Source organism: Bacteroides sp. M10, from assembly GCF_014334015.1.
Classification (GTDB): Bacteria; Bacteroidota; Bacteroidia; order Bacteroidales; family Bacteroidaceae; genus Bacteroides; species Bacteroides intestinigallinarum.
Window position 1 is genome coordinate 1,346,790 of record NZ_CP060488.1, and the last position, 25,245, is coordinate 1,372,034.

Genomic DNA, 25,245 nt, shown 5'->3' on the forward strand with positions numbered 1-25,245 from the left:
AGATTAAATTAGTTATGTGTTTTGAGTTTTAAATCCATATTATTATCACATATCGCTACTGCAACCTGCGAATCAGCGCAGCCATAATAGAGATATAGTTTATTTTTGAAGTAAGCCAATCCTTCTATAAATACTGTTCCGTCTTTATATTGACCACTCTTCTCAAAAGCAGCCTCAGGCACAAAGAATGGTTTATCCAAACGACCCAGTACTTGATAAGGATCATCGGTATCGAACAAAAACTGCCCTGCACAATAAGCTCCAGCCGGATATTCCGGATCTCTTTCTTCTTTATATCCGTTCTTACCATTATACAGTAGGACAATACCATCTGTTGTTTTTATGGCAGGAGGACCACACTCTGTCAAACGACTATCAAAATAGCCGCTGCGGGGTTTGGCAATTTCTCTCAATTCATTATTCTCGTTCAATACCGGTGTCCAATCTGTCAGGTTGTCGGAAGTTGCTGCACATACGGCATTTTCCCCCCAATACATAAAATATTTGCCATTCACTTTCTCAATGACAAGTTTTCCATCCTTCACCCCGGTAACAATAGAAGCAGATTTGCTCGCTATATTGGCAAAACGTCCGTTATACGCTTTTGCAAAAGCAAGTCCATGCTTTGTCCAGTTCTTCAGGTCGGTGGAAGTAGCAACTGCCAGACGGGGGAGATGACGATTCCAAGCTGTATAGAGCATTACATATAATCCATCCTCCGTCATTGCCACACGCGGGTCTTCGCAACCTCCTTCCCATTCTATTTCTTTATAGTCGTCTTCGGAAGGGAATAATACAGGGGCATCCGATTGTTTCATCGTCACTCCATCCGTACTTTCTGCATAGCCAATGCGGGATGTTCTCTTTCCTATACCTTGCGCTGAATTATCTTCTGCCCGATAGAGTACTACAATCTTTCCATCTTTAACGGTGGCTGCCGGATTGAAAGTATCACTCTCCTCCCATCTTACCAACTGCTTGCGCATCGGGCATTGAAAAGTAGTCGGTTGTGGAGAAATCACCGGATTCACTCCTTCCGGACGAACGAAAGGACCTATTATCCAATGTTCGTTCTGCTCTTCAACAACAGCAGATGTTTGCTTCTGACCCGAGCATCCGGCAAGTGTCATCATACTAATTAAATAGATTACAGATTTTAGTTTTATCATACGTCATTTTTTAGTTTTTCCGAATCAGTCGTTCCTTGTTTTCTGTCAGCAAAACTACCCTCACTCCACAAAAATTGAGTGTACTATATTCTCAAAAGGGTATATAGGTGCTGTACAACATAATAATTCATTCGTTTGCAACGACGATTTAACGATTTTGAAATATTAGCGAATAGCTTGATTCTGTCTGATGATGTTCCGGGCTAATGGATAGGCAATCAACTGCAAAGCTCCCACTAGGATCAATGCGTACTTCAATGCAAAATCCTGTGATATGACAAATGCGAGTACCATAAAAAGTATTAGTCCGAAAGCACGTCCCAGAAATAGTCCGAACTCATGGCTTAAAATATAGGTATATTCATTTCTTTTTTCGATTTTTACTACTGCATCGATGGTTTGCATCATAATAGGGTAATAAGGCAAGTCAAACAATGGCTGAAAGATCACCTTACAGAGGACAAAGATAATCACTCCGGTGGCTGAAAACAAGATTCCGTTGAACAGAGTACCGATAAAAAAGACAAGTAGCCCGGCTATAAATACCTTCGACCGGTCTTCAGGTTTGGTTATTCGTCCCAATACATAAACCAAAACAGCTGTCAGTGTACCACTGATTCCCTGTATTAAACCCAGTACGCCTTCATCACCTACTAACTTCAGAACCAGAATAGCAGGAGCGGTCACCAAAAATCCCTGTACCATTCCTTTCAGGGAAGCCAGCAACAACATTTTTTTCCAAAGTGTGCAAAACCGGAAATACAGAAAATTCTTCTGCACCGGATTGGCGAACTTACCACGCCATAAAACGGCTACAGCAAACAAAGTCACTATGATTACTCCAACCGTCACCAACCGATAGGCTCCATTAATATCAATCAGGCATCCCATTATTTCCCTGCCATCTATCTGACTGATAAATGCTCCAATCAATAAAGGTACAGTAATCGAAGTAATGGAAAAGAAAAAAGACTCCAGCCCGAAGAAGTAGTTGCGACTATCATCTGTCGTGTTATTCAGAGTCAGCAGATAGCGATTGGTCCAGAAGAAGCCCGATGCAGCTCCAAGTACAAATCCAGCTATACCCAATTCCACAAAGCCTAATGACTTTACCAGCATCATGGCAAACATCGACAATCCACTAACTAATATCCCTCCTGCATACAGCATCTTCACACTCACATGTCGCAACAAGAAACCATTCACAAATGAGGTAGTGATGATACCAATGTACATGAAAAGCTGATAAAAAGCCACCGAAACCGGTTCACTGGTATGGCGCATCACATAAGCACCCACGAAAATCTCAACAACAGGAAGCACCAGCGCATAAAGAAGATTAGTCATCAGCAAGACCCGTACATTAGAAGTTTGCTGTTTGAAGAACTGATACTCTCTTTTTAGTTTATTCATTATCTATTTATTTATATTACGACTTTAATGAACGGAGAATCTCTGCAATAGACAACTCCGCCCCACAGATTACTTCATCACTGGCACCATAATAAAGCCTTATCTTATCTCCCTCTACCAAATGTCCGTTGGTGAAAACTACATTCCCGAAAAATCCGGTTTGTTCGTAAGGAGCAACAGGCTCCATGATAGGTTCTTTACTTCGGGCAATTACCTTTGAAGGATCATTTAAATCAAGTAGAAGAGCTCCCAGACAATAACGGTTTTGATAGTCCGCACCATGATAAATTTCCAACCACCCTTCCTCTGTACAAATAGGTGCCGCTCCTGCACCCACGCGGGCACAGTCCCAACTATCAGGACGGGTAGTTGCAATGCAACAGTGGTTGCCCCAATGCAGTCGGTCGGGTGATTCGGCAAGCCAAATATAGTTGCCACCCAACTCTGGGCTACTCGGACGATGCAGTGCAAGATATTTTCCGTTCACTTTCTCTTCAAACAGCGCGCAATCTTTATTATGAGGAGGGAAAATCATGCCATAACGAGTATAGTTTTTCCAGTCATAAGTATGAATCAGCCCTACACCAACAGCTACAGAAGAGACTTCCGTAAACGTAAGATAATAACCATCGGCAGTAGTGGCCACCCGGCAATCTTCAATGCCAAAAGCCTCTAATGCTCCTTTACCAAAAATAGGAGGATAATCCGGCTCTTCCTTGAAGTGAATTCCGTCTTCACTCGACACCAGTCGGAGATAAGACATGGTAGTCAGATAATTCTGCCCTGCATATCCTATCACACGAGGATCAGAAGCATCCAGTTTCGGGTCATTCTCATCGAAAGAGAGCACTTCTATTTTTCCATCTCTATTATATACGGGAAAACTAATAACTCCCTGTTTCTGCACAGGCCGTTCGGCCACTCGCAGTAATAACCAAATTTTTCCGTCGAAACGGAACACGCCGGGATTCAGGAAACAGGTGATTTCCATACCTTCTATTCCTGGTTGTAAGTCGGAGGGTTTCAACAATGGGTTTTGATGAAATCGTTTTGCAATATCCATTTTCAGATTATTAAATATGTGTTGTTTTTATTTCTGGTGACAAAGCTACCCTGCACAACAACGGAAAAGGTGTACTATATTCTCAAAAGGGTATACAGGTGTTGTACAGCATATTTTTATCTTTGTTTTCTTATTTTTCCTCTCTATCTTTGCGACATGATTCTACGAAAACACTCATATTTCCGCTACATCTGCATCCTTATTTATTCATGCCTGATGCCTGTTTTATTACATTCCCAGAATGTAGTGAAACAGATTTCGAATGCAGACGGGTTATCCAATAATTCAGTGAATTGTTTTCTGGAAGATTCGGAACATACTCTCTGGGTAGGAACATGGGACGGGCTGAATGCCTACAACGGACGTAGCTTTAAAACCTATTCTTATAATAAAAAAAATGCAGGATCTATCAGTAATAATGTAATCTGGCAAATTATCGAGCAAAATGACTCTGTCTTGTGGGTATCTACCGACTATGGTGTCAACCGGTGGAAACGTTCCACACAGCAATTTACTCCTTATTATTTAGGTACGCAGAACAATCCGCCCAAACAAGAGAAATCATTCCTGCTGGGTATCACTTCCGGCAAATACATTATCTGCTATGTGAAGGAACAAGGTTTATTCTATTTTGACGACCGGAAACAGGACTTTGTTCCATTGAAGAATAATCTTCCTGATGACATCAAAAATTTCGTTATTGATTCCAAAGACCAAGTATTCTTCCTCACAGGACATGGACAATTATTACATTATCAACTATCTGTCCATAGCTCTAATCCAGAACTCTCGTTCAAAAAAGAAATCAAACAACCTGCTTCCATTTCCGGCATTTATCTTTCTCAAGATTATCTTATCATTAACGATGACCGGGCATTAACTGTTTCTTTGGACAACCGCATACTGAATAGCATAGATATTCCGGAAAATAAAACGGTTTCGCAAGTTATCTGCCACAAAGAGTATCTTCTCATCAGCTTTATCGAAGGGGGATGTATCAGGTATAATCTGGAAGATAATGCTTCAATGGAATTACCTCAATTACCAGCGAAAGCATCCATTTTCACCATCTACATCGGTTCGCAGAATATACTCTGGGTAGGCACCGACGGGCAAGGAGTATTGGAAGTCTATGAACACAGTTCTCCATTCCACACCGTAAAAACTGATTATCCCGTACGTTGTTTTTGCGAAGAAGATAATGGTAATATACTCGTGGGAACCAAAGGAGAAGGAATTCTGCTGCTTGACAAACAGGAACGGCAGGTCGAACCTTATCTGTCAACCGGCAACGGATTGATTTCCAATTCTGTCTATACTATCCGAAAAAATATGTCCGGAGACATATTTATCGGAACCGAGGGAACGGGCATCAATTATATTCCACTTAATAGCAGTCAGGTAAAGAAGTTAAGCATTCCTGCTGAATATCCGACTTTCAAAGCTGTATACAGCATTCTGTTCACTCATAACGACTCACTATTATGGTTAGGCACTTCCGGCTATGGACTTATCAAACTAACCTTGCAAAGGGAAGGAAAAAGTTATAAAGTGACAGAAATGAAACAATATAAATCTCCCGGACCTTCCTCACCAAGTAATAACATCATTTATTCGGTCATTGCCGGGTATAATGAAAATGAACTTTGGCTAGGCACACGAGGCGGCGGAATCAATAAGTTCGATATCGCATCCGAATGCTTCCAACAAATTCATGAGATAGACTCTACTTTATCCCTAACCAACAATGATATACTCTATCTGACCAAAGGAGATTCTGCCAGCATTTGGATAGGCACCAGTTACGGCCTCAATCGATTATTTCCGGCAGACATTCCGCCATCTATTATGGAATATACGGATCACAACGGACTACCCAACAATACGATTCACGGTATTCTGAAAGATGAAAACGGTAATATCTGGGCAAGTACCAATCAAGGTATCTCTTTTATTAATCTATCTTCGGGAAAGATTACTAACTATTCTTCCAGAAACGGATTACAAAATGATGAATTTTCCGATGGAGCGATTTTTAAGGATAAAGCAGGATGGTTGTATTTCGGAGGAGTCAGTGGGCTGAATTATTTCGATGAGAACAAAATACGTTTACGGGACCATATTGCTACTCTAAGTTTGAATAGTCTAAAAATTAATAATACCAGCCAAAACATTTACGAGCGTATTTTTAATCATACGCTCCGGCTCGACTATGACGAACCTTACATTACATTAGGGTTCACAGCACACGACTTTATCAACAACGAGAACTGCGAATTTAGTTATCGGATTATTGACTTCGCCGATGAATGGATTTACAACGAAAACAACCCCAATATCGTCATCACCAAACTACCTCCGGGGAAATATAAACTGGAAGTAAAATGTACCAATGGTGACCGTGTATGGAGCAATCAGATCTACTCTCTTCATCTGGATGTCGCCTATCCCTGGTGGCTAAGTACTACTGCCTTTATTATCTATTTTATTTTAATTGCTATTGCTATTTATATAACACAGTCCGTCATCAAGAATCGTATCCGACTGAATCGCCAGATTTTACTAGAACATATTGAAAAGCAAAATCAACAACGTATTCATGAATCGAAGTTGAACTTCTTTACGAACGTGGCACATGAGTTCTTCACTCCGCTAACACTGATATATGGTCCGGCACAGCATCTGCTGGAAAAAGCAGACCTTGACAGTTATACGAAAAGGTATATCTACATCATCAAGAACAATGCCGACCGGATGCAGAAACTCATCAACGAACTAATGGAGTTTCGGAAAGCAGAATCGGGACATACGGCTATCTATGCAGAGAAAGTAGATATCCAGCTACTCGTTGATTATGTGTCAGACAACTATACTGAAATTGCTGAAGAGAATAAAATAGACTTTAGTTTCAAAAGTAAAGAAGTGTCGTCTTTTACTACAGACCGGAATGCACTGGAGAAAATTATATTCAACTTATTATCTAACGCCTTCAAGTATACACCGTCCGGAGGATATATCCGGGCTGAAATAAGACAGAATGCCACTACCGGAACATTACATTTCCGTATACGCAACTCTGGTAAGGGATTGACTGAAAAGCAAACGAGCGAAATATTCAGTCGCTTTAAGATTTTCGAGAGCAGTAACCTGAAGCACGCCGGAAGTACCGGAGTGGGTCTGAACCTAACCAAAAGCCTGACTGAATTATTAGGTGGAGAAATCACTATAGAAAGTACTTTGGGAGAATATGTAGAATTCAATGTATCCCTACCTCCTATGCACGTGAATTCCGAAAAAGAAAGTCAGCCTAAAGAAGAAGAGACAGAGGTCAGTGAAATGCTTTTCATTCCTAAGCAGAAAGAAATTACCATACTGATTGTAGAAGACGAAAAGAATATCCGGGAACTGTTGAAAGATATTCTGCTTCCCTACTATCAGGTTCGCGAAGCTGCCGATGGAGAAGAGGCGCTGAAAGAAGTAGAACAAAAGCAACCGGACATCATTATCAGTGATGTATTAATGCCCAAACTAGATGGCATTACACTGACAGATATATTGAAGTCTAATGAACGGACAGCGCATATTCCGGTTATTCATATTTCTGCCAAAAACTCTATTGAAGACCAGATCAATGCCTATAATCACGGGACAGATTTGTATATCCCTAAACCTTTCCATCCAAGACATGTGTTGAGTGCGGTAGAGAATATGATTAATAAATACTCTCTGATGAAAGAGTATTTCAAATCCGGCCGTTCCTCTCTTATTGTAAGGGATGGGATCACCATGCACAAAGAGGATGAATTATTACTGAACAAGATTATCAAGTTCATTGAAGATAATATCGACGATGAATCCATGAATCCGGATTCTCTTGCAGACTTTATAGGAGTAAGTAAAGCAGGATTGTACCGCAAACTCAAAGAATTGACTGAAAAAACACCAAGCGAGTTTGTCCGTACCATTCGTTTAGAGTATGCCGCTAGCCTGCTAAAAACAACTAAGCTCACCGTTACCGAAATTATGTATAAATCAGGCTTCTCGAACAAGTCTTATTTCTACCGGGAGTTTGCGAAATTGTACAATACATCTCCCAAAGAATACAGAAGCGAACAAACAGAAGAAAAAGATACTAAATAACCATTTAACAATAAGAAGACAATGAGAAAACTTTTGATTGTATTGGCGCTCTGTGGTGTGTCAATACTGAATGCGCAGCAACTAAATGTAGCCTCCTACAACGTACGAAACAGTAATCCCAACGATGCCAAAGCGGGAAATGGCTGGGAACAACGCTGCCCGGTACTTACCCAGTTAATCACTTTCCATGACTTCGATATTTTTGGAGCACAGGAAGTGAAACATAATCAACTGGAAGACATGCTCAACGCTCTGCCTGCGTACAACTACATAGGTGTAGGACGGGATGACGGCAAGACAAAAGGAGAATATGCTCCTATTTTCTATCGGAAAGATAAATTCAAGCTACTCAAGTCCGGCAACTTCTGGTTGTCGGAAGACACTACAAAGCCAAATAAAGGATGGGATGCTGCTTATACCCGCATCTGCACGTGGGGAGAATTCAAAGACAAAACCGGTAAGTTCAAATTCTGGTTCTTTAATCTGCACATGGATCATATCGGAGTGGTAGCCCGCCGAGAAAGTGCCAAACTGGTTATTAGCAAAATTAAGGAAATGTGCGGCAAAGATCCCGTTATACTGACAGGTGATTTCAATGTAGACCAAACCAGTGAAAGTTATCAGGTTCTTCATGAATCCGGAATATTATCAGATTCTTACGAGGTAGCTCAAATGAGATATGCGACTAATGGGACATGTACAGGCTGGAATCCGAATACATATACTCCGAACCGTATTGACCATATCTTCGTAACCCCCAATTTTACTGTAGAGAAATACGGTGTATTAACAGATACTTATCGCACCAAGAACGAAACTACTGGAAAGTATGAATCTCATATTCCTTCGGATCATTTCCCGGTAAAGGCAGTATTAAGGTTTAATAGAAAGTAAAAAACTGTATTATGATAATATTATTCAGGATAATATCAAACTTATTTCTTATGGGCTATCATAAAGAAAATATTATCAATTATCCTGAATATATTTTCTGAAAGTAATCACTTTTCGGAACAGCATACAAAAGAAATTGATTGCTGACTCTAAGCATTAAGTTGTATATCCAATACAAAACATCTTCTTTATTTCACATCATCCCACGCATCCGTCCGAAAAGGAAATGCAGCTAATCCAAAAGTATTACGCAGTAAGACATTTCCTACATAGTTACGAAAAGCATACCGCACAGCTATCGGTTGATTGACTTGTTCACTCCAAACTCTCACTGTGGGTGTACGATCTACAATTTGTGCTTGAGCCGGATAAAATTTCTTATCAGCTCCTGCAATCTCAAATCCTTCCAAGTTACAGAATGCCGGCGTTAATCCGGCAGAAGCATTATCAAAAGTGACAATTGCCTTACCCTCTAAGTAATCGACTTTCGTCATCGTCGGCCCAGTAGGTGGAAGTCTACAAATGTTATATGTTTTAGTTAAAGCCAGAGTAGCCAAACGAAGCCCTACTATGTCTTTTTGAGGTGGATGAATACAAAACTCATCACCAATGTCGGTAGTAGAAACCATACCGGAATTGGGTATCGCTTCAAGAGCTTTTGTCTGCGCTTCTCTTAATAAAGCTGCATCCGTATCCTGACTATCTTTATACTTATGAGGAGCAATCTGGACATAATAAAAAGGCATATCCGGTGCTTCCCAAACCTCTCTCCATAACTGAACCATAGCAGTCATCATCGGAGCATAACAGTAATAGTTGAAGATATTCGACTCCCCTTGATACCAAAGGAAACCACGTGCGGTAAAGTTCCTCACAGGCCACAACATGGTATCGTACATGCACTCCAAGCGATGATGCATTTTTAATTTCGAACTTCTGACAGCCTCTATGTCTACTCCATCAATAGAAGCTAATGTTTTCTCATTCATCCATGATTCTATCCGGGAACCTCCCCAGCTACTAATAACCAGCCCTACCGGAATATCGAGCACTTCTGTGACTTGTTTTGCAAAGAAATAAGCAACCGCACTACAAGTCATGACCGCTTCCGGTGCCGATACCTCCCATTTTCTCCCTTCAAAATCAGTTCGTTGCTGTACATCTTTCGTTCTTGAAACAGCAATAAAGCGGATACGGTTACGATAATTACCAGCATGCAGAATTGTCTCCAATGAACGATCAATAGGCTGTCCCGTATTTCCCATCATACGCATATCCATATTAGATTGACCGGAACAAATCCAAACCTCCCCTATCAATATATCTGAAAGGATAACCTCCTCTCCATCACTAATTGTAATGAAATAAGGAGTATAGCTTGCCCCAGGAGTATTCACCTTAACCAACCAGGCTCCGTTCTTATCCGTTAGTACCTGATAAGTCTGATTATTCCAGGAGGTAGTAACAGTAACTTTCTTATTATCCGCCCATCCCCACAGTTTAACGCTACTATTTTGCTGGAGTATCATATGATCTCCCATCATAGCAGGTAATTTAATCTTTCCCTGTATAAAAGATGAAAAACAGAAGCATAAAATCAAAATACTTAGAAGCTTTTTCATATTGTTCATATAAAGTTTGGCCCAGGATTACATTAAAATTGTACCCCTGGGCCAAGATTCGTTCATATCCGTTAATTCATTACCAAACTCATATCGTCAAGGAACGGCTGTTGATTTCCATTTCTTCTCCAAACAATATATACATCTGTCTTATCAGCAGGCATAGTGAAAGTATAAGAAACTTTCTTATGCTCATCAGAACTGCTTAAAACGCCATCGGAAGCCGCAACAAATCCAAAAGTAACTTCCGGAGCCAATGGATTGGATAATGTCGGTATGTCCGTTTCATTAATCACCGCACCAAGCCTGATATTTCCCGGCTGAGACATTTCCGCCGCTGAAGGAGTCTTGAACCAGAAGGAAAATGTATAAGACTTGCCTGGAGTCAACCCTTTCACCTTTCTCCATAACCAGTCTAAAGAATTGGCAGTTTCGTTCTCACGCATACGTACGAATAAATAAGATGATCCGGTATGAGGTATAGGCGAGTTTGCAGCAACCCGGACGGCAGTGGCACTTGCTCCGAATTTACCAATCCCCTGACTATCCGATCCACCCCATTCTCCAAGAGCCGGCCAATATTTGTTGGTAGTAATTCTCTCAAAGCTGTAATCTTCTTCAGGAGTATCCAATAAGTTCACTCCCCCCATTGCTTCAGTTTGCTGAACAATATCTACACTTTTAGTGATACCCTGAGCAGTAATAGTAATCTTTCCTTCCCGGATCACATCACCCCCATTCTTTTCCACTACAAAATTCAAGGTTCCATCCTCCAAGCCCGCGGTTTCGCTGGTAAAACTAATCCACTCTACATCGGTTGAAGCCTCCCAACCGACATTACAAACGAAAGATATAGAGTTTCTTCCACCCTCAAAATCCAGTTTGATAGGACTTTTGGTAGTGATGCTTAACTGTGGCGTAGAAGTATCTCTATATTTCTGATGAATATTCAATCTTTTTTCCAATTCACCGGCCACTATCTTAATCACACCCATTCTGTCCACCCCTTCATCATTTTTAGTAACCTTTGCATTTATGGTAGCACTCTGACTGCCTGCCTTAGCATCCAAAGTAATCCAAACGGCATCTGTTGATACCTGCCAGTCCAAATTACAAAGGAATTCTATCGGTATAGTTCCCCCATAAGTGCTAAGAGCTTCAATATCTTCCGTTATGATATAAAGAGTCGGTTTGTTCTGTATTTCATCATCATCGTCACATGATTGCAAAACTCCGGCAGACACTCCGAATAGCCCGATGCCTATCATTATCATAAATGACTTTATCCAATGGTCTGAAATATATTTTCTCATAATCTATCGCTTTTGAATTATTCATTAATTTCTGCTGAAAGAAGCCGGGTATATCCCAATAAGTCCATATATGACGACTCTCTGTTGAATGTACCCGAGTTTATCAATTGCCTGATAGGTTCGCTATCCGGATAATATCGCAACCCCATTTCATACATACCCGGATTATCACCGGCTTTTGTCATACGTTCCGTTTCACCACAATAATATCCTGACTTTATACATGAATCCATAGACCGGTAGAAATCACTGTAATACTCAAAACAGTAACGTAAATTCTCTCCGGTCGGAGCTGTATACGCAAACAAATCCAACCCGTTATTATAGCACATACGAGCAGTTGTAGACAATAATGTGAGTGTGAGATGCGTATATTGCAATCCCTTTAATGGCCCTGTGTCGTGACGGTAACGATCATAAATTTCCCCCTTCACAGGAGGAGCCGAACCTGCTTTTTCTCTTGAGCACGGAGTATCGCCATCCATCAATATACAGCCGCTTAACAGTTCTTTTACATCCCTTGGGTTTGCAGGAGAATCAATAGCGAACTGAACCAATTCATCATCATCTGTAACCAGTCCGAGCATCAGTATTCCCATTGAATGGGCTACAAGATGATTCTGGTAATATTGCTTATTAAAGTAATCGTTATCTTCCCACAAATTGATACTAATCATCCCTTCCCTATATAGCACCTGGAACCAATCTGTTATATTCTTCTTTGTCTCATCACTCATGATATTCTCCGAAATCAGCATATCATAAGCACAAACCATTGGATACATACCTCTGGTAAGATACATAGCACTGCCCGCATCAGCCACATAACTAATGTCTTTACACGCTTTCGCCCAAGCCTCTATTATTTCAATTGATTTCCGGGCATATTTTTTATCCCCTGTAAACCAGTATGCCAAAGCCAGATCGCGGGAGTTTGATCCGGGAACATAACTCTCTTCAATAAACTTTGTAGGATCTTGTCCCGTATAAGGAGTCGCCGTATAAGTCAGTGCATTGTTACAGCGCTTCATCAGATTGTTGTAGGTCGTTGTTATACTTGCCGAACTGTTGCCTTCAACCATTTGTTTTATATTCAATAATTCCTCTTTGGTATAAAGGATAGAAGGATGTTTATGTTCTATATCAATCGTTTTTATAGATTGTCTGATTTCTATTATCTTTATGTTACCTCCACAAGTAATAGAGAGCTTTCCCGTACGATCCCCTCCAGATGTATTTTTCTCTATATGAATCTTTATAATTGCATTGCCGCTACCCTCTGTCGGCCCCCCAAATGTTATCCACGACACATCTGATGAAATTGTCCAGTTATCATAGCAAATAAACTTAATCAATTCTTCCCCGCCACCATATCCAATACTAACGGCATCATCTGAAACTAAAGCTATTTCCGTATTCTTCGCATTATCATTACACGCCATAAGCATCTGTGCTAACAACAGCAAAGTCAGGATGATCGAATGTTTATATCCTAATTTCATATTATTTTCGTTTAATAGTTAACGTTCTTATTCCATATAAAAAACTTCTTCCAATGGAATACTGACAGGTGAATTATCCGGATTAACTGCCATGATATCCGCCATATAGTCCCACCATTTTTTCACGATTTCATTATCGCCCATATCTTGCGAACCTGCACCATCATTCTTCTGCACAGCATACAATACATTCGTTTCCTGATCCCAGAATATAGAATAATCGGACACTCCGTTCGCCTTCAAAAGCTTTACCAGTTCAGGCCATATTTCGCTATGCCGCTTTTGATATTCTTTTTCAAAACCGGGTTTCAAATACATTTTAAAAGCTTCTCTTTTCATTGTTTACCTCCATTTGTTTACTAAGTACATACAAAAAACGGACAAGTTACCATCCCGGATTATTAGGTTTCAGAGCCGGATTCCGCTGAATTTCTTCACTTGGGATGGGCCACAGATAATCTCTTTCCGTAAACTTACGGGTAAAGCGAATTTCTCCGGTAAAGTCTTTCTCCTGACGATTATTCAGATATTGCACAGCCAACCCCCAACGTCTTAAATCACTGAAACGATGTCCTTCACCAACAAGTTCCACAGCCCGCTCGTGCATAATACGCTCGAACATATCCTCTTTATCTGAAACCTGTAACCAGACCGGTCCGCTATTTAATGCCGGCATATTCGTTGACTGTCTTTTTCTTACCTTATTCAGTTCAGCGACAGCCTTGTCCAATTGGTTATCTTCATTATAAGCTTCAGCCAGCATCAATAATACATCTGCAAAACGAATGATAGGGAAGTTGATAGGAGTGTAATTACGATTGGTGATAGCACCACCCATATCTTCAATCGGAACAAACTTCCGGTAAAAATACACATTCCAGCCTCTGTCATTCTGAATAAAACCATTGGCCACCGTAGTACCTGCCGCAATCGCATACAATTGCTTTTTAGCCCCTGTTCCCACTATATAGCCATTATAATAAGAGTAAGGAACAATCAATGACTGCATCATTCTCGGATCTCTTCCTCTGTAAATCTCACCTAACAGAGTGGTATCAGGGATTGTTTCCAATTTCTGTTTGGTCGAATTCAAGGTTGCCTGAAACGCTTTTTTCTTCACTGCATCACTTTCATTATATCCGGGAATATAATTATTCCAGTTAAACTTCTGTCCATCCTTCTCTTCATACATATCCGCCAAAGTTACCGACGGCATACAAGTAGCACGACCACCGCCATAAGAGCCGCGTGTTCCATACAAAGTACAAAGCGGCATACCATACAAATTGTCAGTAGTACCTTTATTTTGAATGGCAAATACCGTTTCATTATCATTAGGAACCGGTCCTGCCGAAGTGAACAAAGTCAGATAATCCGGATACAATTGATAACCATACTGATTGGTTTTGTTATATACAATTTCCTCAAAATCGGCAATCGCTTCAGACCAATTCTTTGTATAAAGATATGCTTTTCCACGTAATGCATAAGCCGCTCCCTTTGTCGCCCTTCCATAGTCGGAGACCGCCCATTTGAGAGGAAGGTTTGCAATAGCAAAAGTCAGATCTTTAATAATGAAATTCCAAACCTCCTCTCTTGAATTACGAGGCAGCAACATTTCATTGAAAGATTCGGAGACTTCCCAACTCTCATCATAGATAGGTACTCCGCCAAAAAAATCAGCTAAATGGAAATAATACAAAGCCCGCAGAAAATGAGCTTCTCCCAAGACGTTATTTTTCACCTGGTCGTCAATTGACATACCCGATACATTCTTAATAACGGTATTGGCACGCTGCACACCATCATAAGTGTCCCGCCAATTTTGCACCAGGAAATCATACGCACCGTTATATGTGCCCTGTTCAACAGGTCCGCCCGGTCCGTGACCTATATCCGAGTAAGTGTCGAAAAGAGGCATATAGCCATAAGCACCATAATCCTTCAGTTGGGCATATACCCCCATAACTCCCGATTTGGCATCGGCTTCCGTTTTCCAATAGTTATTTTGAGCGACCTTATCATACGGAGCCACATCCAGATCATAACAGCTGCTGAATCCCAGTGTCACGGCAACCGCTACCATAATATAATTGACTGTTTTCATAATCATATTTTTTAAAAGACTACATTCACACCTACCGTTATCTGCTTCATCGTCGGATAAGTTGTACCACTTATCTCCGGATCAATCCCTTTATAGGAAGTAAAAGTTAGCATATTCTCCAAACTTGTGTATAGTCGAAGTTGGGATATATCCAGCTTTTGAAGAAGTTTCTTAGGAATCTTGTACCCTATCTGAACATTCTTTAATCGCAAATATGACTTATTCTGAACCCAAAAATCACTCGGCTGGGCATTTAACGTATTCAACCCGGTCAGCAATCTGGGATAAGTGGCATTTGTACGCCCTTCCCGCCAGGCACCTTCGGCTATTTCTTTGTTGATTACATCTCCATAATTAATATATCCCATATAGAATTTATCTTGCCAATATACCTGCAAACCGGCATTTCCCTGGAACAAACAAGAGAAGTCGAATCCATTCCATTCTGCCCCTAAGGAGAAGCCATACGTCAGACGGGGAGCAAGTCCATGCCCTACTGCATATTTATCATTATCGTCGATGACACCGTCACCATTCAAATCTTTATATAAGAAATCGCCTTTCTTCGGAGTTCCATAAGAAGCAAACGGGTTAACACGTTGTCCGGTAGCAGGATCGACCGGTGCGTCTTTAATCATCTTTTCAACAAACAACATATCTTCGTCCGTTTGAAGAATCCGGTCTACCGCCAATACATATTGAATATTGATAGGATAGCCTTCCTGAATCATGTTCGTCCCCGAAATCGATCTTTCCTCTCCTTTAAACCGGGTTACTTCATTATCTATGAAAGTAAAATTACCACCCACAAAATAGTTTACTTTACCAATCCTATGATTCCACTTCAGATTCATCTCCATACCTCTATTCCGCACTCTTGCTGCATTTTGAGTAGGGATAGACGCATTACCAACAAGCAATGGTGCCGGCAGATCGATAAGAATATCATGTGTATCTTTATTGAAAAATTCTATTGTTCCATCCAACTTTGAGCCAAAAAGACTGAAGTCAAGTCCAATATTGGTGACATAGGTCGTTTCCCATGAAACCAACGCATTAGCTAACTGTATCTGTGCCAACCCCGGCACAACAGAGTTTCCTAAGACATAATTATCTTTATTGTACACAGACTGGTATTCATAATTATCTACCGCATTATTACCCAATGCACCCCATGAAAGCCTCAACTTCAACATATCCAGCCATTTAATTGAATTCATAAAGTTTTCTTCCGACATACGCCATCCCAAGGAGAAGGAAGGGAACGTCCCCCACCGGTGATCTTTATGGAAGCGGGAAGAACCGTCCCGGCGAATATTCCCTTCAAACAGATATTTGTCCGCCCATGACAGATTTATTCGTCCGAAATAAGAACGCATCACCCAGTCTGTGGCAGCCCCACTTGTTTCAGAATCCCCGGTGGCACCATTAATGACCGACAAATTATCTGCAAGAAGATCGTATCTCTTCGCCTCAAACCATTTTACATTATCCTTTTCCTGACTGGCTCCCGCCAATATGCCTACATCCAGCTTATCAAAAAATGTCTTCTGATAGCGAGCTACCACATCAGCTACATGATGCGTATTAGTCCAATTCTTATTCCTTACAAACGTTCTACCGGCTGCCATCTGGGTTATTGTGTTGGATTGAAAACTCCAACGGTCAGCATAAACCGGAGTCTCTTCCTCTTGCAGATTATTACGGCGATACGTGTAAGAAGCCTCTATATTTAAACCTTTGAAAACCTTTATATTCGCCCAGAAACGGGAAGTGAGATTATTAACTTCAATATCTCCCTGATACATATTCAGATGATAAAGAGGACTTTGTACCTGCTGATTTTCCTCCGGATTCTCGGCAGATCCATACCTGCCATCCGGATGCCGGTAGACAATACCGGGGCTGGAGATGTTACTAAAAAGCGAACTCATGTATTTGGAACCCATCTCGGCATTTGATTTCAGACCGCTGATATTCATCCCCATTGTAATCCAAGGCTTTAGTTCGGCATTCACGTTCAGACGGGCAGTAAATCTCTCATAAGCCGAATTCTCCACAATACCCGGATTGTTCAGATAAGCCACAGAGCCAAATGCTTTCAGTTTCTGGTTTCCGACAGAGAATGATAAATTATGATTAGTAGACACCCCTGTTGAAAAAACTTCATCCTCCCACTTTGTGTTCGGATACAAGTAAGGTTCATTGGGGTGAACTCTCCATTCCGCTATTTTCCGTTCCGAATATACCGGCATTGCCGTCGGGTCAACATTATAAGCCGCTTCGTTATAATACTCCATATAATCGGCATAGTTGTATACAGTTTCAATTGTATTCGAAGGTTTCTGGAAAGAAACATACCCATTATAGGAAATCGACGCTTTGCCTTCCGAGCCTTTCTTGGTCGTTATCAGGATGACTCCATTGGCGGCTCTTGAACCATAGATAGCAGAAGATGACGCATCTTTCAGTACAGATACTGATTCTACATCCTGTGGATTCACCTCATTTATATTTCCTTCTGCCCCATCAATAATAATCAATGGCGAAGAATTATTCAGAGTTCCCTGTCCCCTGATAAGCAAGGTAGCTCCATCGTTATTAGGACGGGCTGATCCCTGATTGACATACAGTCCCGAACTTAATCCTGCCAATCCGGTTGAAAGACTGGTCATCGGGCGGCTTTCGGCCTGTTCTGCCAGATTCACCGTAGATACCGAACCTGTCAGATTCACTTTTTTCTGGGTGGCGTATCCTACTACCACCACTTCTTCCAGTGTTTTCCCATCCTCAACCAGAGTAATAGTCGCTCCATTAGCCTTTGATGCAATCATTTCCTGAGAAGCATATCCCATATAAGAGATGACAAGTATATCTTTTGCCTGAACATTGACAGAAAACCGTCCCTCTATATTAGTGATAGTCCCCGTTTGCTTCCCTTTTACCTGAACGGTAGCTCCAATCAGGGGCTCATTGTTCACATCTACGACTTTACCGCTTATATTTAACGGATCTTGAGCCCACAGATCTCCTATCGGGATCATGAGCATGAACATAATCACATATAATGAATATATTCCTTTACTGATGTTTCTCTGTTTCATAGATATTAATTATTAAAGATTATTTTATTCAATACAGCGCCCATGAGTCAAAATCACCGGACCTAACAAATGCAGGTTATGAGCTGTACGATCATTGGTACGCAAAACCTCATTAAAGATTTTCTCCTCCGGATAACGGGCATGCCCTACCTCCCACAGTGTAAATACCGATTGATCGTTGTAGTTAATCCAAGAGTCTTCACCTGTATAAAATCCTCCCTTGATAGAAGCATCTTTAGTGATATAAAAATCAGCATAGAAGAGTAAAGGCAATTTAATACTCTCACCGGTAGGAGCTACATAATGATGAAGATCCAGCCCGTTCAAACGTCCCATTTCTGCTGCTATCATTAGCAAATTAGTCGATAATCCCGCATACTGTAAGGCTCTGTTCGGCTTCGTAGTCTGTCCGTAATGAGTCAATGCAAAATGCCTGTAACGATCCATTATCTCTCCATCTTGTGTTGGCCATGAGCCGGGTTCACCACAGTAAGGCGGTTGTCCTTTCATCAAAATGATACCCTCAATTACCTTCTTTATATTATGTGGATTTGTTTCTCCGTCATATACATAATTCACCAGCTCATTATCACGCAAAATAATACCAATAGACATCAACCCCACAGCTTCCGCAACTATATGATTCTGAAAATATTGTTTTCCAAAGTAGTCATTCTCCACCCAGCGTTTCACGCCTTCTTCTATATGAGGAAGCAATATCCGGAGCCATGCCTCAAATTGTATCTGCTTACTTTTTTCTATCAAGTTATCCGCGCAAAGCAAATCATAGGCATAAAGGAACGCAAATACGCCACGTGAAACCAACATTCCGGTATTAGGATAGAATTTATCCGGATCGAAATAAGTGCCCGGAACATTTTTAGGAGAAGACCATTCATTGATTATTTCAATGGCTTTGTGCGCATAGCGTTTATCTTTAGTGATCTGATAGCCAATTGCCAAATCTCTTGCAGCCGACCCGTCACGTATAGCAGCTTTGTAGAAAGACATACTGGCATCTCCCCGATACACATTCGGTTTCCATTTCTTGTCTGCATAACCGTCTATTTCACCTTTCAGTTTTTTCCAAGCTGTTTTCCAAGGCTCAATATCCGAAAGAGCATTTCCCCGCATCAACTCAATGTCCGTACCCGACAAAATCAGGCGGGGATGTTCCGCTTTAATTCTAACCGTTTGGTTCTGAGAAAGTGACTTGCCTGCGATGAGAACCATCAAAAACAGTAACAATGATACCTTCATCAACTTGTTTTTCATATAGTAATGATTTTAGTTAGTAACTCTATTCTTTCAAGTGCATGGCTCTATACCTCATTAATGCTTCTACAAAATAATAATCTGCATAAGTCAGGGGTACATCCACTTCGCTATTCTGCGGTAAAAAGCCTACACTGTGTTTAAGTATGAAATTACAGTTTTCTCCCGGCTTTGCCAGATACTCGTCCGAAGCCAGTGTTCTAAGCTGTGTTTCGGCAACAGTGATATATCCTTGTCCGGTTACCTTGTCTACATAACCCGACAGTTCCAGTAAAGCAGAAGCCATAATGGCAGCAGCCGAAGCATCTCTCAAGGCATCCGGAACTTTTGGATCGTCAAAGTCCCAATAAGGAATCTTATCCTGAGGCATCTTCGGATGATTAAGAAGGAAGCCGGCAATATGCTTTGCCTGTTCCAGATAACGTGGTTGTTTCGTTTCCCGATACATCATAGTATATCCATACAATGCCCAAGACTGTCCCCTGCTCCATACCGATTCGTCACTATACCCTTGCCATGTACATTTCTGAAGTGCATTGCCGCTGATTGTATCATAATTCACCACGTGATAACAACTATAATCCGGTCTGAAATGATTCTCCATTGTTTTGTCAGCATGAGAAATTGCCATATCATAGAAACATTTATCACCCGAGAACTCCGTTGCCCGACAAAGTAATTCAAGGTTCATCATATTGTCAATGATTACAGGAAACTGCCAATGCAAAGTGCCCGGATGACTCCATGAACGTGTGCATCCTACAGCAGAACGGTAACGTGTAGATAATGACCGGGCTGTAGTAGTGACTATATCCATGCAGGAAGTATCCCCCAATAGCCGGTATTTATTTCCGAAAGAACAGTTTATCATAAAACCGACATCATGGTTATCTTTATTATACTTCTGGATCTCGACTCTATCACTCATCTTGGAAGCCATCTCCTTGAGCTGCTCATCTCCGGTATATTCATACAAATACCAAAGAGTCCCGGGATAAAAGCCACTCGTCCAGAAATAAGAATCCGAGGTTTCAAGCGCGCCATTTTTATCTATCGAACGGGGTAACATTTCCGGGATAGAATCCATAACAGAATACATATGCTTATATTGTTCTACCGCCCGGTTCAAGGCATAATCGACCATGTGTTCCATAGAAGGTTCCAAGGTTGTCGTACATCCTGATACCATCAATGAGAGCAGACATATTGCCACATAATTTTTCATATTTTCTTTGCTTATAATTTGAGATATATTAAAAATTTAAAGATCCATCCAAAGGTTTTCTCCTGATAGCAAGAGCAAAAGTAGGAGATTACAGAAAGCAGCATTGGATAAAAAAGTTCCAAAGGTTCTATAATTTTGTTCATATCCCTATTACAAACCGTTTTTTGTTTCATTATCTCAAAAAATAACGATACATTTGTAATTATCGAACCTGCTATCAGATATAAAATATATAATAATAGTCCCCCATTATATGAATCCCTAAGATTAATACCAAAACTAAATATAGGAAGTTCCGAAAACAATAGAAACTTAATTAACGCTTTTAATATATGCCTGAACATAACAGACTAGTCGCTATTATATTTATGCTGGTTTCATGCGTCTCATCCATCGCTGGATTCGAGACGATAAACTTCCAGCATTTATCACTCAATTCCATGTTTCCCCAGATTACGATTAACGGACTTTATCAGGATGAATCGGGTATCTTATGGATTGGAACTAAAGACGGTGTGAAGAAATATAATGGAAATTATATCGAATCTGTCAACTTCATGGGAATAAACAACTGGATACAGTCCAACCTTGTTCCGACAATCTGTGGGGATAAGAAAGGCCACTTATATGTCAATACGGATTACAGCATCATTGAATATGACCTGATAAAAGAGGAAAGCCGTATCATATTCAGCCAGCCCAACACACAGATATTGCCGTCCATTGCCTTCAATTATGGTACCAACTCATTATGGATCGGTTTATTGGATAGTGTCTATAATTATAAAGAAGGTATATGTCAGGCCAAATACAAAATTGATGGCAACAACCTAAGTATCTCATCGCTGAAAGAAACGTCCGGCAAATTATTATATATCGGCACCAAACATGACGGGGTATTTACCATTGATCCATCAGGCAGGCAACAGAAAGTACTGACTACCCGCAGTGAAATTATATCGATAAACGAAGATAGCCGGAACAACATCTGGGTGAGCACCCTGAATGAAGGATTATTCAAACTAACTCCATCGGGCGACGTTATCCAATATACGGAGCCTACCTTAGCCAGCAATTATGTAAGAACAGTATGTGAAGACAACAACGGAAATATCTGGATAGGAACCATGTTGGGATTGAATGTCATCAACTCGCAAACAGGTGATATCAGTTTTTATGGTCTGGAAAAAGAGGGTAGTGCGGGACTAAGCAACCTCTCTGTCTGGATTATCATGAAAGACGATCAAGGCACAATGTGGTTCGGTACCTACTATGGAGGGTTGGATTACTACAATCCGCATACTGACATCTTTGAATATAATAATCTGAAACTGGGACATGCCGGTATCGGACCCGTAATCAGCAAAATTATAGAAGACAAGACAGGACGGATATGGATCAGTACAGAAGGAGACGGGTTGGTATCCTACCTACCCGAAACAGATGCATATACATACTATACGAAAGAGAACAATACAATATCCCACAATAATGTCAAGACTTTATATTATGATGATACATCCAATACTGTATGGATCGGGACTCATCTCGGCGGACTTTGCAGTTACACGATTGACAGAAAAGAATTCAAACATTTCACTATCGATCTATCCGACCATACAAAACGGTCGGAAATCGTTCAGGCTATCATCCGTCACAAAAATATCTTATATCTGGGCACGCTTTCGGGAGTATATTATATGAATCTGGAAGATGGCAGCATTCAAAAGATACATCTTCTCGACAAATACATCTATGCTGTAAACTCATTGATGATAGACAAGCAAGACAACTTGTGGATTGGAGGGAATAATCTGTGCTATTACAGTATCAAACAGAATTATGTACGCAGTCTTGACAAATATCTTGCTAAAATCACCGCTTCTTCCAAGAATACCATTACGTCTCTTATTCAAGATAATAGCAATCGCATCATAGCCACCACATTAGGCGCAGGTATTCTCATTTATCATCCGACCCAAGATCGGTTCGAACAGATAAATAGCAAGAACAGCAATCTCGACAGTGATTATCTAAGTGCCGTTTATCCTCTGTCCGATCATCAGCTTTTGGTCACCAGTGCAAACGGCTTATCCCATATCGATCTCAAAACAAAAAGAAGCTATAATTATAAGTCACAAAACAAGTTCGTCTTGCCGTCGATGATTCCGGGTGACATAATGAAAAGCAGTGATAACCGTATCATCATGGGAGGAATAAACGGCCTTGCCATGATTTCTGAAAAGAATTTGTTTCCGGAAAGTCTATCCACTAAAATGTTCTTCTCCAAACTATTTGTTAATAATAAAGAAGTGTCGGCAAATGATTCTTCCCGAATATTACCTCGTTCTCTTTTTGCAACAGACTGCATCAGGTTGAAGCATCATGAGAATAATATATCTGTCGAAATCGGAACCAACGACTTCGTAAATCTCGGACAATCCAGATATCAGTATAAACTGGATGGCTATAACAATAGCTGGATTGAATTTCATCCCCAAAAATCAATCAACTACATGAACTTACCTTATGGAGACTATAAGCTAAAAGTAAGAAACATTTCTTTTAAAGATGAAGCCGAACTTAATGAAATCAGTCTGGGGATCACGATTATCCCTCCTGTTTATGCCACCTGGTACGCTTATCTATTATATACGCTGCTAATATTAGCCATCATTATCAGCATTGCCTATTTCTACCGTTCCAAGCTATTGTTAAGAAATTCACTGGAACTTGAAAGGCGGGATAAACTGCAAAAAGACGCGATAAATGAATCCAAAATGCGTTTCCTTGAAAATATATCACATGAGTTAAAAACACCGATCGCATTAATATCCGGACAACTGGAACTTATTCTTATGTCAAATTACTCATTGGCTACTATCCAGAACAGCTTGCGTGAGGTACATAACAGGGCTGCCAAAATGGGTGCTTTAATCAATGAACTACTCGACTTCCTGAAATACAACAAAGAAAATTTCACGTTAAGAATCAAACAGCAAGATATCGTTTTATTCACACAGGAAATATATGATTCTTTCGTTAGCTATGCCGAACTAAAGAATATTCATTTCAATTTTGTGTTCGACCAAAAGAGCCAATACACGTGGTTTGATGAAGTACAACTACAAAAGGTTTTCAATAACATTCTATCGAATGCTTTCAAATTCACTCCGGAAAATGGAACAGTCGAGATTAAAATAACGACTTCTGCGTCTTCCGTAATTATAACATTCAATGATTCCGGCATTGGGATACCTAAAGACATGACAGAACGAATCTTTGAACGTTTCTTTCAGGTAAACAACTCTGTAAACAGAGAACTATCCAACACCGGAACAGGGATAGGCTTATCACTGTCACTCAATATTGTAAAGGCACATCATGGACAAATAACGGTTGAAAGTGAAGTAGGAAAAGGTAGTTCATTCATTGTCGAATTACCAATCGGTAATGAGTACTTTAAAGAAGATAAAAACATCACCATCATAGAGAATCAAAGGAACACAGGGATAATCAATAGCCCGATTAGTATAGAGAATGAAGAAGAGAGCTTGGAAAACCTGGAAGATTTCATCATACAGCAGAAAAAGGATTTCGATCATTCATCGACTTTACTTATCGTTGAGGATGACGATGAATTGAGGAAATTACTCATAGAGATATTTGAACCCATCTTTGAAATCTATGAAGCAAAGAATGGCGAAGATGCATTCAAAATCGCACAGCTCAATTCACCGGATCTTATTTTATCAGATGTGATGATGCCCGGCATCTCCGGTATAAATCTATGTGCGAGGATAAAGTCTCATTTTGACACCAGCCATATTCCGGTCATTCTGCTCACTGCACTTAGTAGTGTGGAACATAATATTAAAGGACTCAATTGTGGAGCCGATGATTATATCACCAAACCATTTAATATCAGAATTCTAATCGCTAAATGCATTAACCTACTAAATAACAGACGAAAATTACAGGAACGATACAGAACTTTAGAAAACAATAGTGCAGAGCAACTGACCAACAATAAGCTCGACCAAGATTTCATCGATCATATAATAAGAATTGTACAAACCAAGTTGGAAGAAGGAAACGGAGATATTAACGTCACCCTGTTATGTTCAGAATTAGGACTAAGCCGGACAAAGCTATTCCTGAAAATGAAAAAGATAACAGGGGAATCTCCTCATTATTTTATTCAAAATATAAAACTGAAAACTGCTGCAAAAATGCTTCGGGAGAATGAAGAATACAACATTAGTGATATCAGTTTCCAACTGGGTTTCAGTTCATTAAACTATTTTGGAAAAAGCTTTAAAGAGTATTTCGGAATGTCTCCTACTGCTTATCGTAAGTTTCACCAGGAACAAAAAGATAATCACTCAATATAGTAATATGGATGCGTGCAAGATACT

The 25,245-nt window shown here is 40.4% G+C and carries 14 protein-coding genes; 3 read left to right on the top strand and 11 right to left on the bottom strand.

What is annotated here, in order from left to right:
* Positions 1-8: 8 nt before the first annotated feature.
* The 3 genes from H8796_RS05045 to H8796_RS05055 all read right to left on the bottom strand — a co-directional run bounded on the left by H8796_RS05045 (position 9) and on the right by H8796_RS05055 (position 3,645).
* Positions 9-1,169: a glycoside hydrolase family 130 protein gene (locus H8796_RS05045; RefSeq protein ID WP_117932568.1), complete on the bottom strand. Its 1,161-nt coding sequence runs from the start codon at positions 1,167-1,169 to the stop codon at positions 9-11.
* A gap of 165 nt (positions 1,170-1,334) precedes the next feature.
* Positions 1,335-2,582, bottom strand: a complete 1,248-nt coding sequence (locus H8796_RS05050) for an MFS transporter (protein ID WP_009001254.1) — start codon at positions 2,580-2,582, stop codon at positions 1,335-1,337.
* Positions 2,583-2,598: 16 nt separating this feature from the next.
* Positions 2,599-3,645 (bottom strand): glycoside hydrolase family 130 protein, encoded by a 1,047-nt coding sequence (locus H8796_RS05055; RefSeq protein ID WP_117932566.1) that lies wholly within the window; start codon positions 3,643-3,645, stop codon positions 2,599-2,601.
* Between the two features lie 156 nt (positions 3,646-3,801).
* On the opposite strand from H8796_RS05055, the gene H8796_RS05060 reads away from it, so the two are divergent.
* The gene (locus tag H8796_RS05060) at positions 3,802-7,785 is read left to right on the top strand and encodes a hybrid sensor histidine kinase/response regulator transcription factor (RefSeq protein WP_187343945.1); all 3,984 of its coding nucleotides are present in this window, start codon (positions 3,802-3,804) and stop codon (positions 7,783-7,785) included.
* A 21-nt stretch (positions 7,786-7,806) separates the two neighbouring features.
* A complete protein-coding gene (locus H8796_RS05065; RefSeq protein WP_117932563.1) occupies positions 7,807-8,679 on the top strand; it encodes an endonuclease/exonuclease/phosphatase family protein in 873 nt (290 codons plus the stop codon).
* 188 nt (positions 8,680-8,867) lie between these two features.
* Here the strand turns inward: H8796_RS05065 and H8796_RS05070 are convergent, their stop codons facing one another.
* The 8 genes from H8796_RS05070 to H8796_RS05105 all read right to left on the bottom strand — a co-directional run bounded on the left by H8796_RS05070 (position 8,868) and on the right by H8796_RS05105 (position 20,827).
* Complete coding sequence (locus tag H8796_RS05070) at positions 8,868-10,301, bottom strand: sialate O-acetylesterase (RefSeq protein WP_032854056.1); 1,434 nt, start codon at positions 10,299-10,301, stop codon at positions 8,868-8,870.
* Between the two features lie 71 nt (positions 10,302-10,372).
* Entirely contained in the window at positions 10,373-11,614 is a 1,242-nt protein-coding gene (locus H8796_RS05075; protein ID WP_117932561.1) for a BACON domain-containing protein, read from the bottom strand.
* A 17-nt stretch (positions 11,615-11,631) separates the two neighbouring features.
* Positions 11,632-13,116 (bottom strand): alginate lyase family protein, encoded by a 1,485-nt coding sequence (locus H8796_RS05080; RefSeq protein WP_117932559.1) that lies wholly within the window; start codon positions 13,114-13,116, stop codon positions 11,632-11,634.
* Between the two features lie 27 nt (positions 13,117-13,143).
* Positions 13,144-13,455 (bottom strand): L-rhamnose mutarotase, encoded by a 312-nt coding sequence (gene rhaM / locus H8796_RS05085; protein ID WP_074635802.1) that lies wholly within the window; start codon positions 13,453-13,455, stop codon positions 13,144-13,146.
* 46 nt (positions 13,456-13,501) lie between these two features.
* A complete protein-coding gene (locus tag H8796_RS05090; RefSeq protein ID WP_074556604.1) occupies positions 13,502-15,223 on the bottom strand; it encodes a RagB/SusD family nutrient uptake outer membrane protein in 1,722 nt (573 codons plus the stop codon).
* A gap of 11 nt (positions 15,224-15,234) precedes the next feature.
* A complete protein-coding gene (locus H8796_RS05095; RefSeq protein WP_074635808.1) occupies positions 15,235-18,327 on the bottom strand; it encodes a TonB-dependent receptor in 3,093 nt (1,030 codons plus the stop codon).
* Positions 18,328-18,351: 24 nt separating this feature from the next.
* The gene (locus H8796_RS05100; RefSeq protein WP_117932557.1) at positions 18,352-19,602 is read right to left on the bottom strand and encodes an alginate lyase family protein; all 1,251 of its coding nucleotides are present in this window, start codon (positions 19,600-19,602) and stop codon (positions 18,352-18,354) included.
* Positions 19,603-19,627: 25 nt separating this feature from the next.
* Positions 19,628-20,827: a glycoside hydrolase family 88 protein gene (locus H8796_RS05105; protein ID WP_117932555.1), complete on the bottom strand. Its 1,200-nt coding sequence runs from the start codon at positions 20,825-20,827 to the stop codon at positions 19,628-19,630.
* A gap of 332 nt (positions 20,828-21,159) precedes the next feature.
* Here H8796_RS05105 and H8796_RS05110 point away from each other — a divergent pair, with 332 nt between their 5' ends.
* Positions 21,160-25,221 carry a two-component regulator propeller domain-containing protein gene (locus tag H8796_RS05110; RefSeq protein WP_117932553.1) on the top strand — a complete coding sequence of 1,354 codons (4,062 nt, stop codon included), beginning with the start codon at positions 21,160-21,162 and terminating at the stop codon, positions 25,219-25,221.
* The last annotated feature ends 24 nt before the right edge of the window (positions 25,222-25,245 follow it).

Coding starts and splice junctions, on each gene's coding strand:
- H8796_RS05045 (WP_117932568.1), bottom strand. CDS start 1,169: ATGATAAAACTAAAATCTGTAATCTATTTAATTAGTATGATGACACTT.
- H8796_RS05050 (WP_009001254.1), bottom strand. CDS start 2,582: ATGAATAAACTAAAAAGAGAGTATCAGTTCTTCAAACAGCAAACTTCT.
- H8796_RS05055 (WP_117932566.1), bottom strand. CDS start 3,645: ATGGATATTGCAAAACGATTTCATCAAAACCCATTGTTGAAACCCTCC.
- H8796_RS05060 (WP_187343945.1), top strand. CDS start 3,802: ATGATTCTACGAAAACACTCATATTTCCGCTACATCTGCATCCTTATT.
- H8796_RS05065 (WP_117932563.1), top strand. CDS start 7,807: ATGAGAAAACTTTTGATTGTATTGGCGCTCTGTGGTGTGTCAATACTG.
- H8796_RS05070 (WP_032854056.1), bottom strand. CDS start 10,301: ATGAAAAAGCTTCTAAGTATTTTGATTTTATGCTTCTGTTTTTCATCT.
- H8796_RS05075 (WP_117932561.1), bottom strand. CDS start 11,614: ATGAGAAAATATATTTCAGACCATTGGATAAAGTCATTTATGATAATG.
- H8796_RS05080 (WP_117932559.1), bottom strand. CDS start 13,116: ATGAAATTAGGATATAAACATTCGATCATCCTGACTTTGCTGTTGTTA.
- rhaM (WP_074635802.1), bottom strand. CDS start 13,455: ATGAAAAGAGAAGCTTTTAAAATGTATTTGAAACCCGGTTTTGAAAAA.
- H8796_RS05090 (WP_074556604.1), bottom strand. CDS start 15,223: ATGAAAACAGTCAATTATATTATGGTAGCGGTTGCCGTGACACTGGGA.
- H8796_RS05095 (WP_074635808.1), bottom strand. CDS start 18,327: ATGAAACAGAGAAACATCAGTAAAGGAATATATTCATTATATGTGATT.
- H8796_RS05100 (WP_117932557.1), bottom strand. CDS start 19,602: ATGAAAAACAAGTTGATGAAGGTATCATTGTTACTGTTTTTGATGGTT.
- H8796_RS05105 (WP_117932555.1), bottom strand. CDS start 20,827: ATGAAAAATTATGTGGCAATATGTCTGCTCTCATTGATGGTATCAGGA.
- H8796_RS05110 (WP_117932553.1), top strand. CDS start 21,160: ATGCCTGAACATAACAGACTAGTCGCTATTATATTTATGCTGGTTTCA.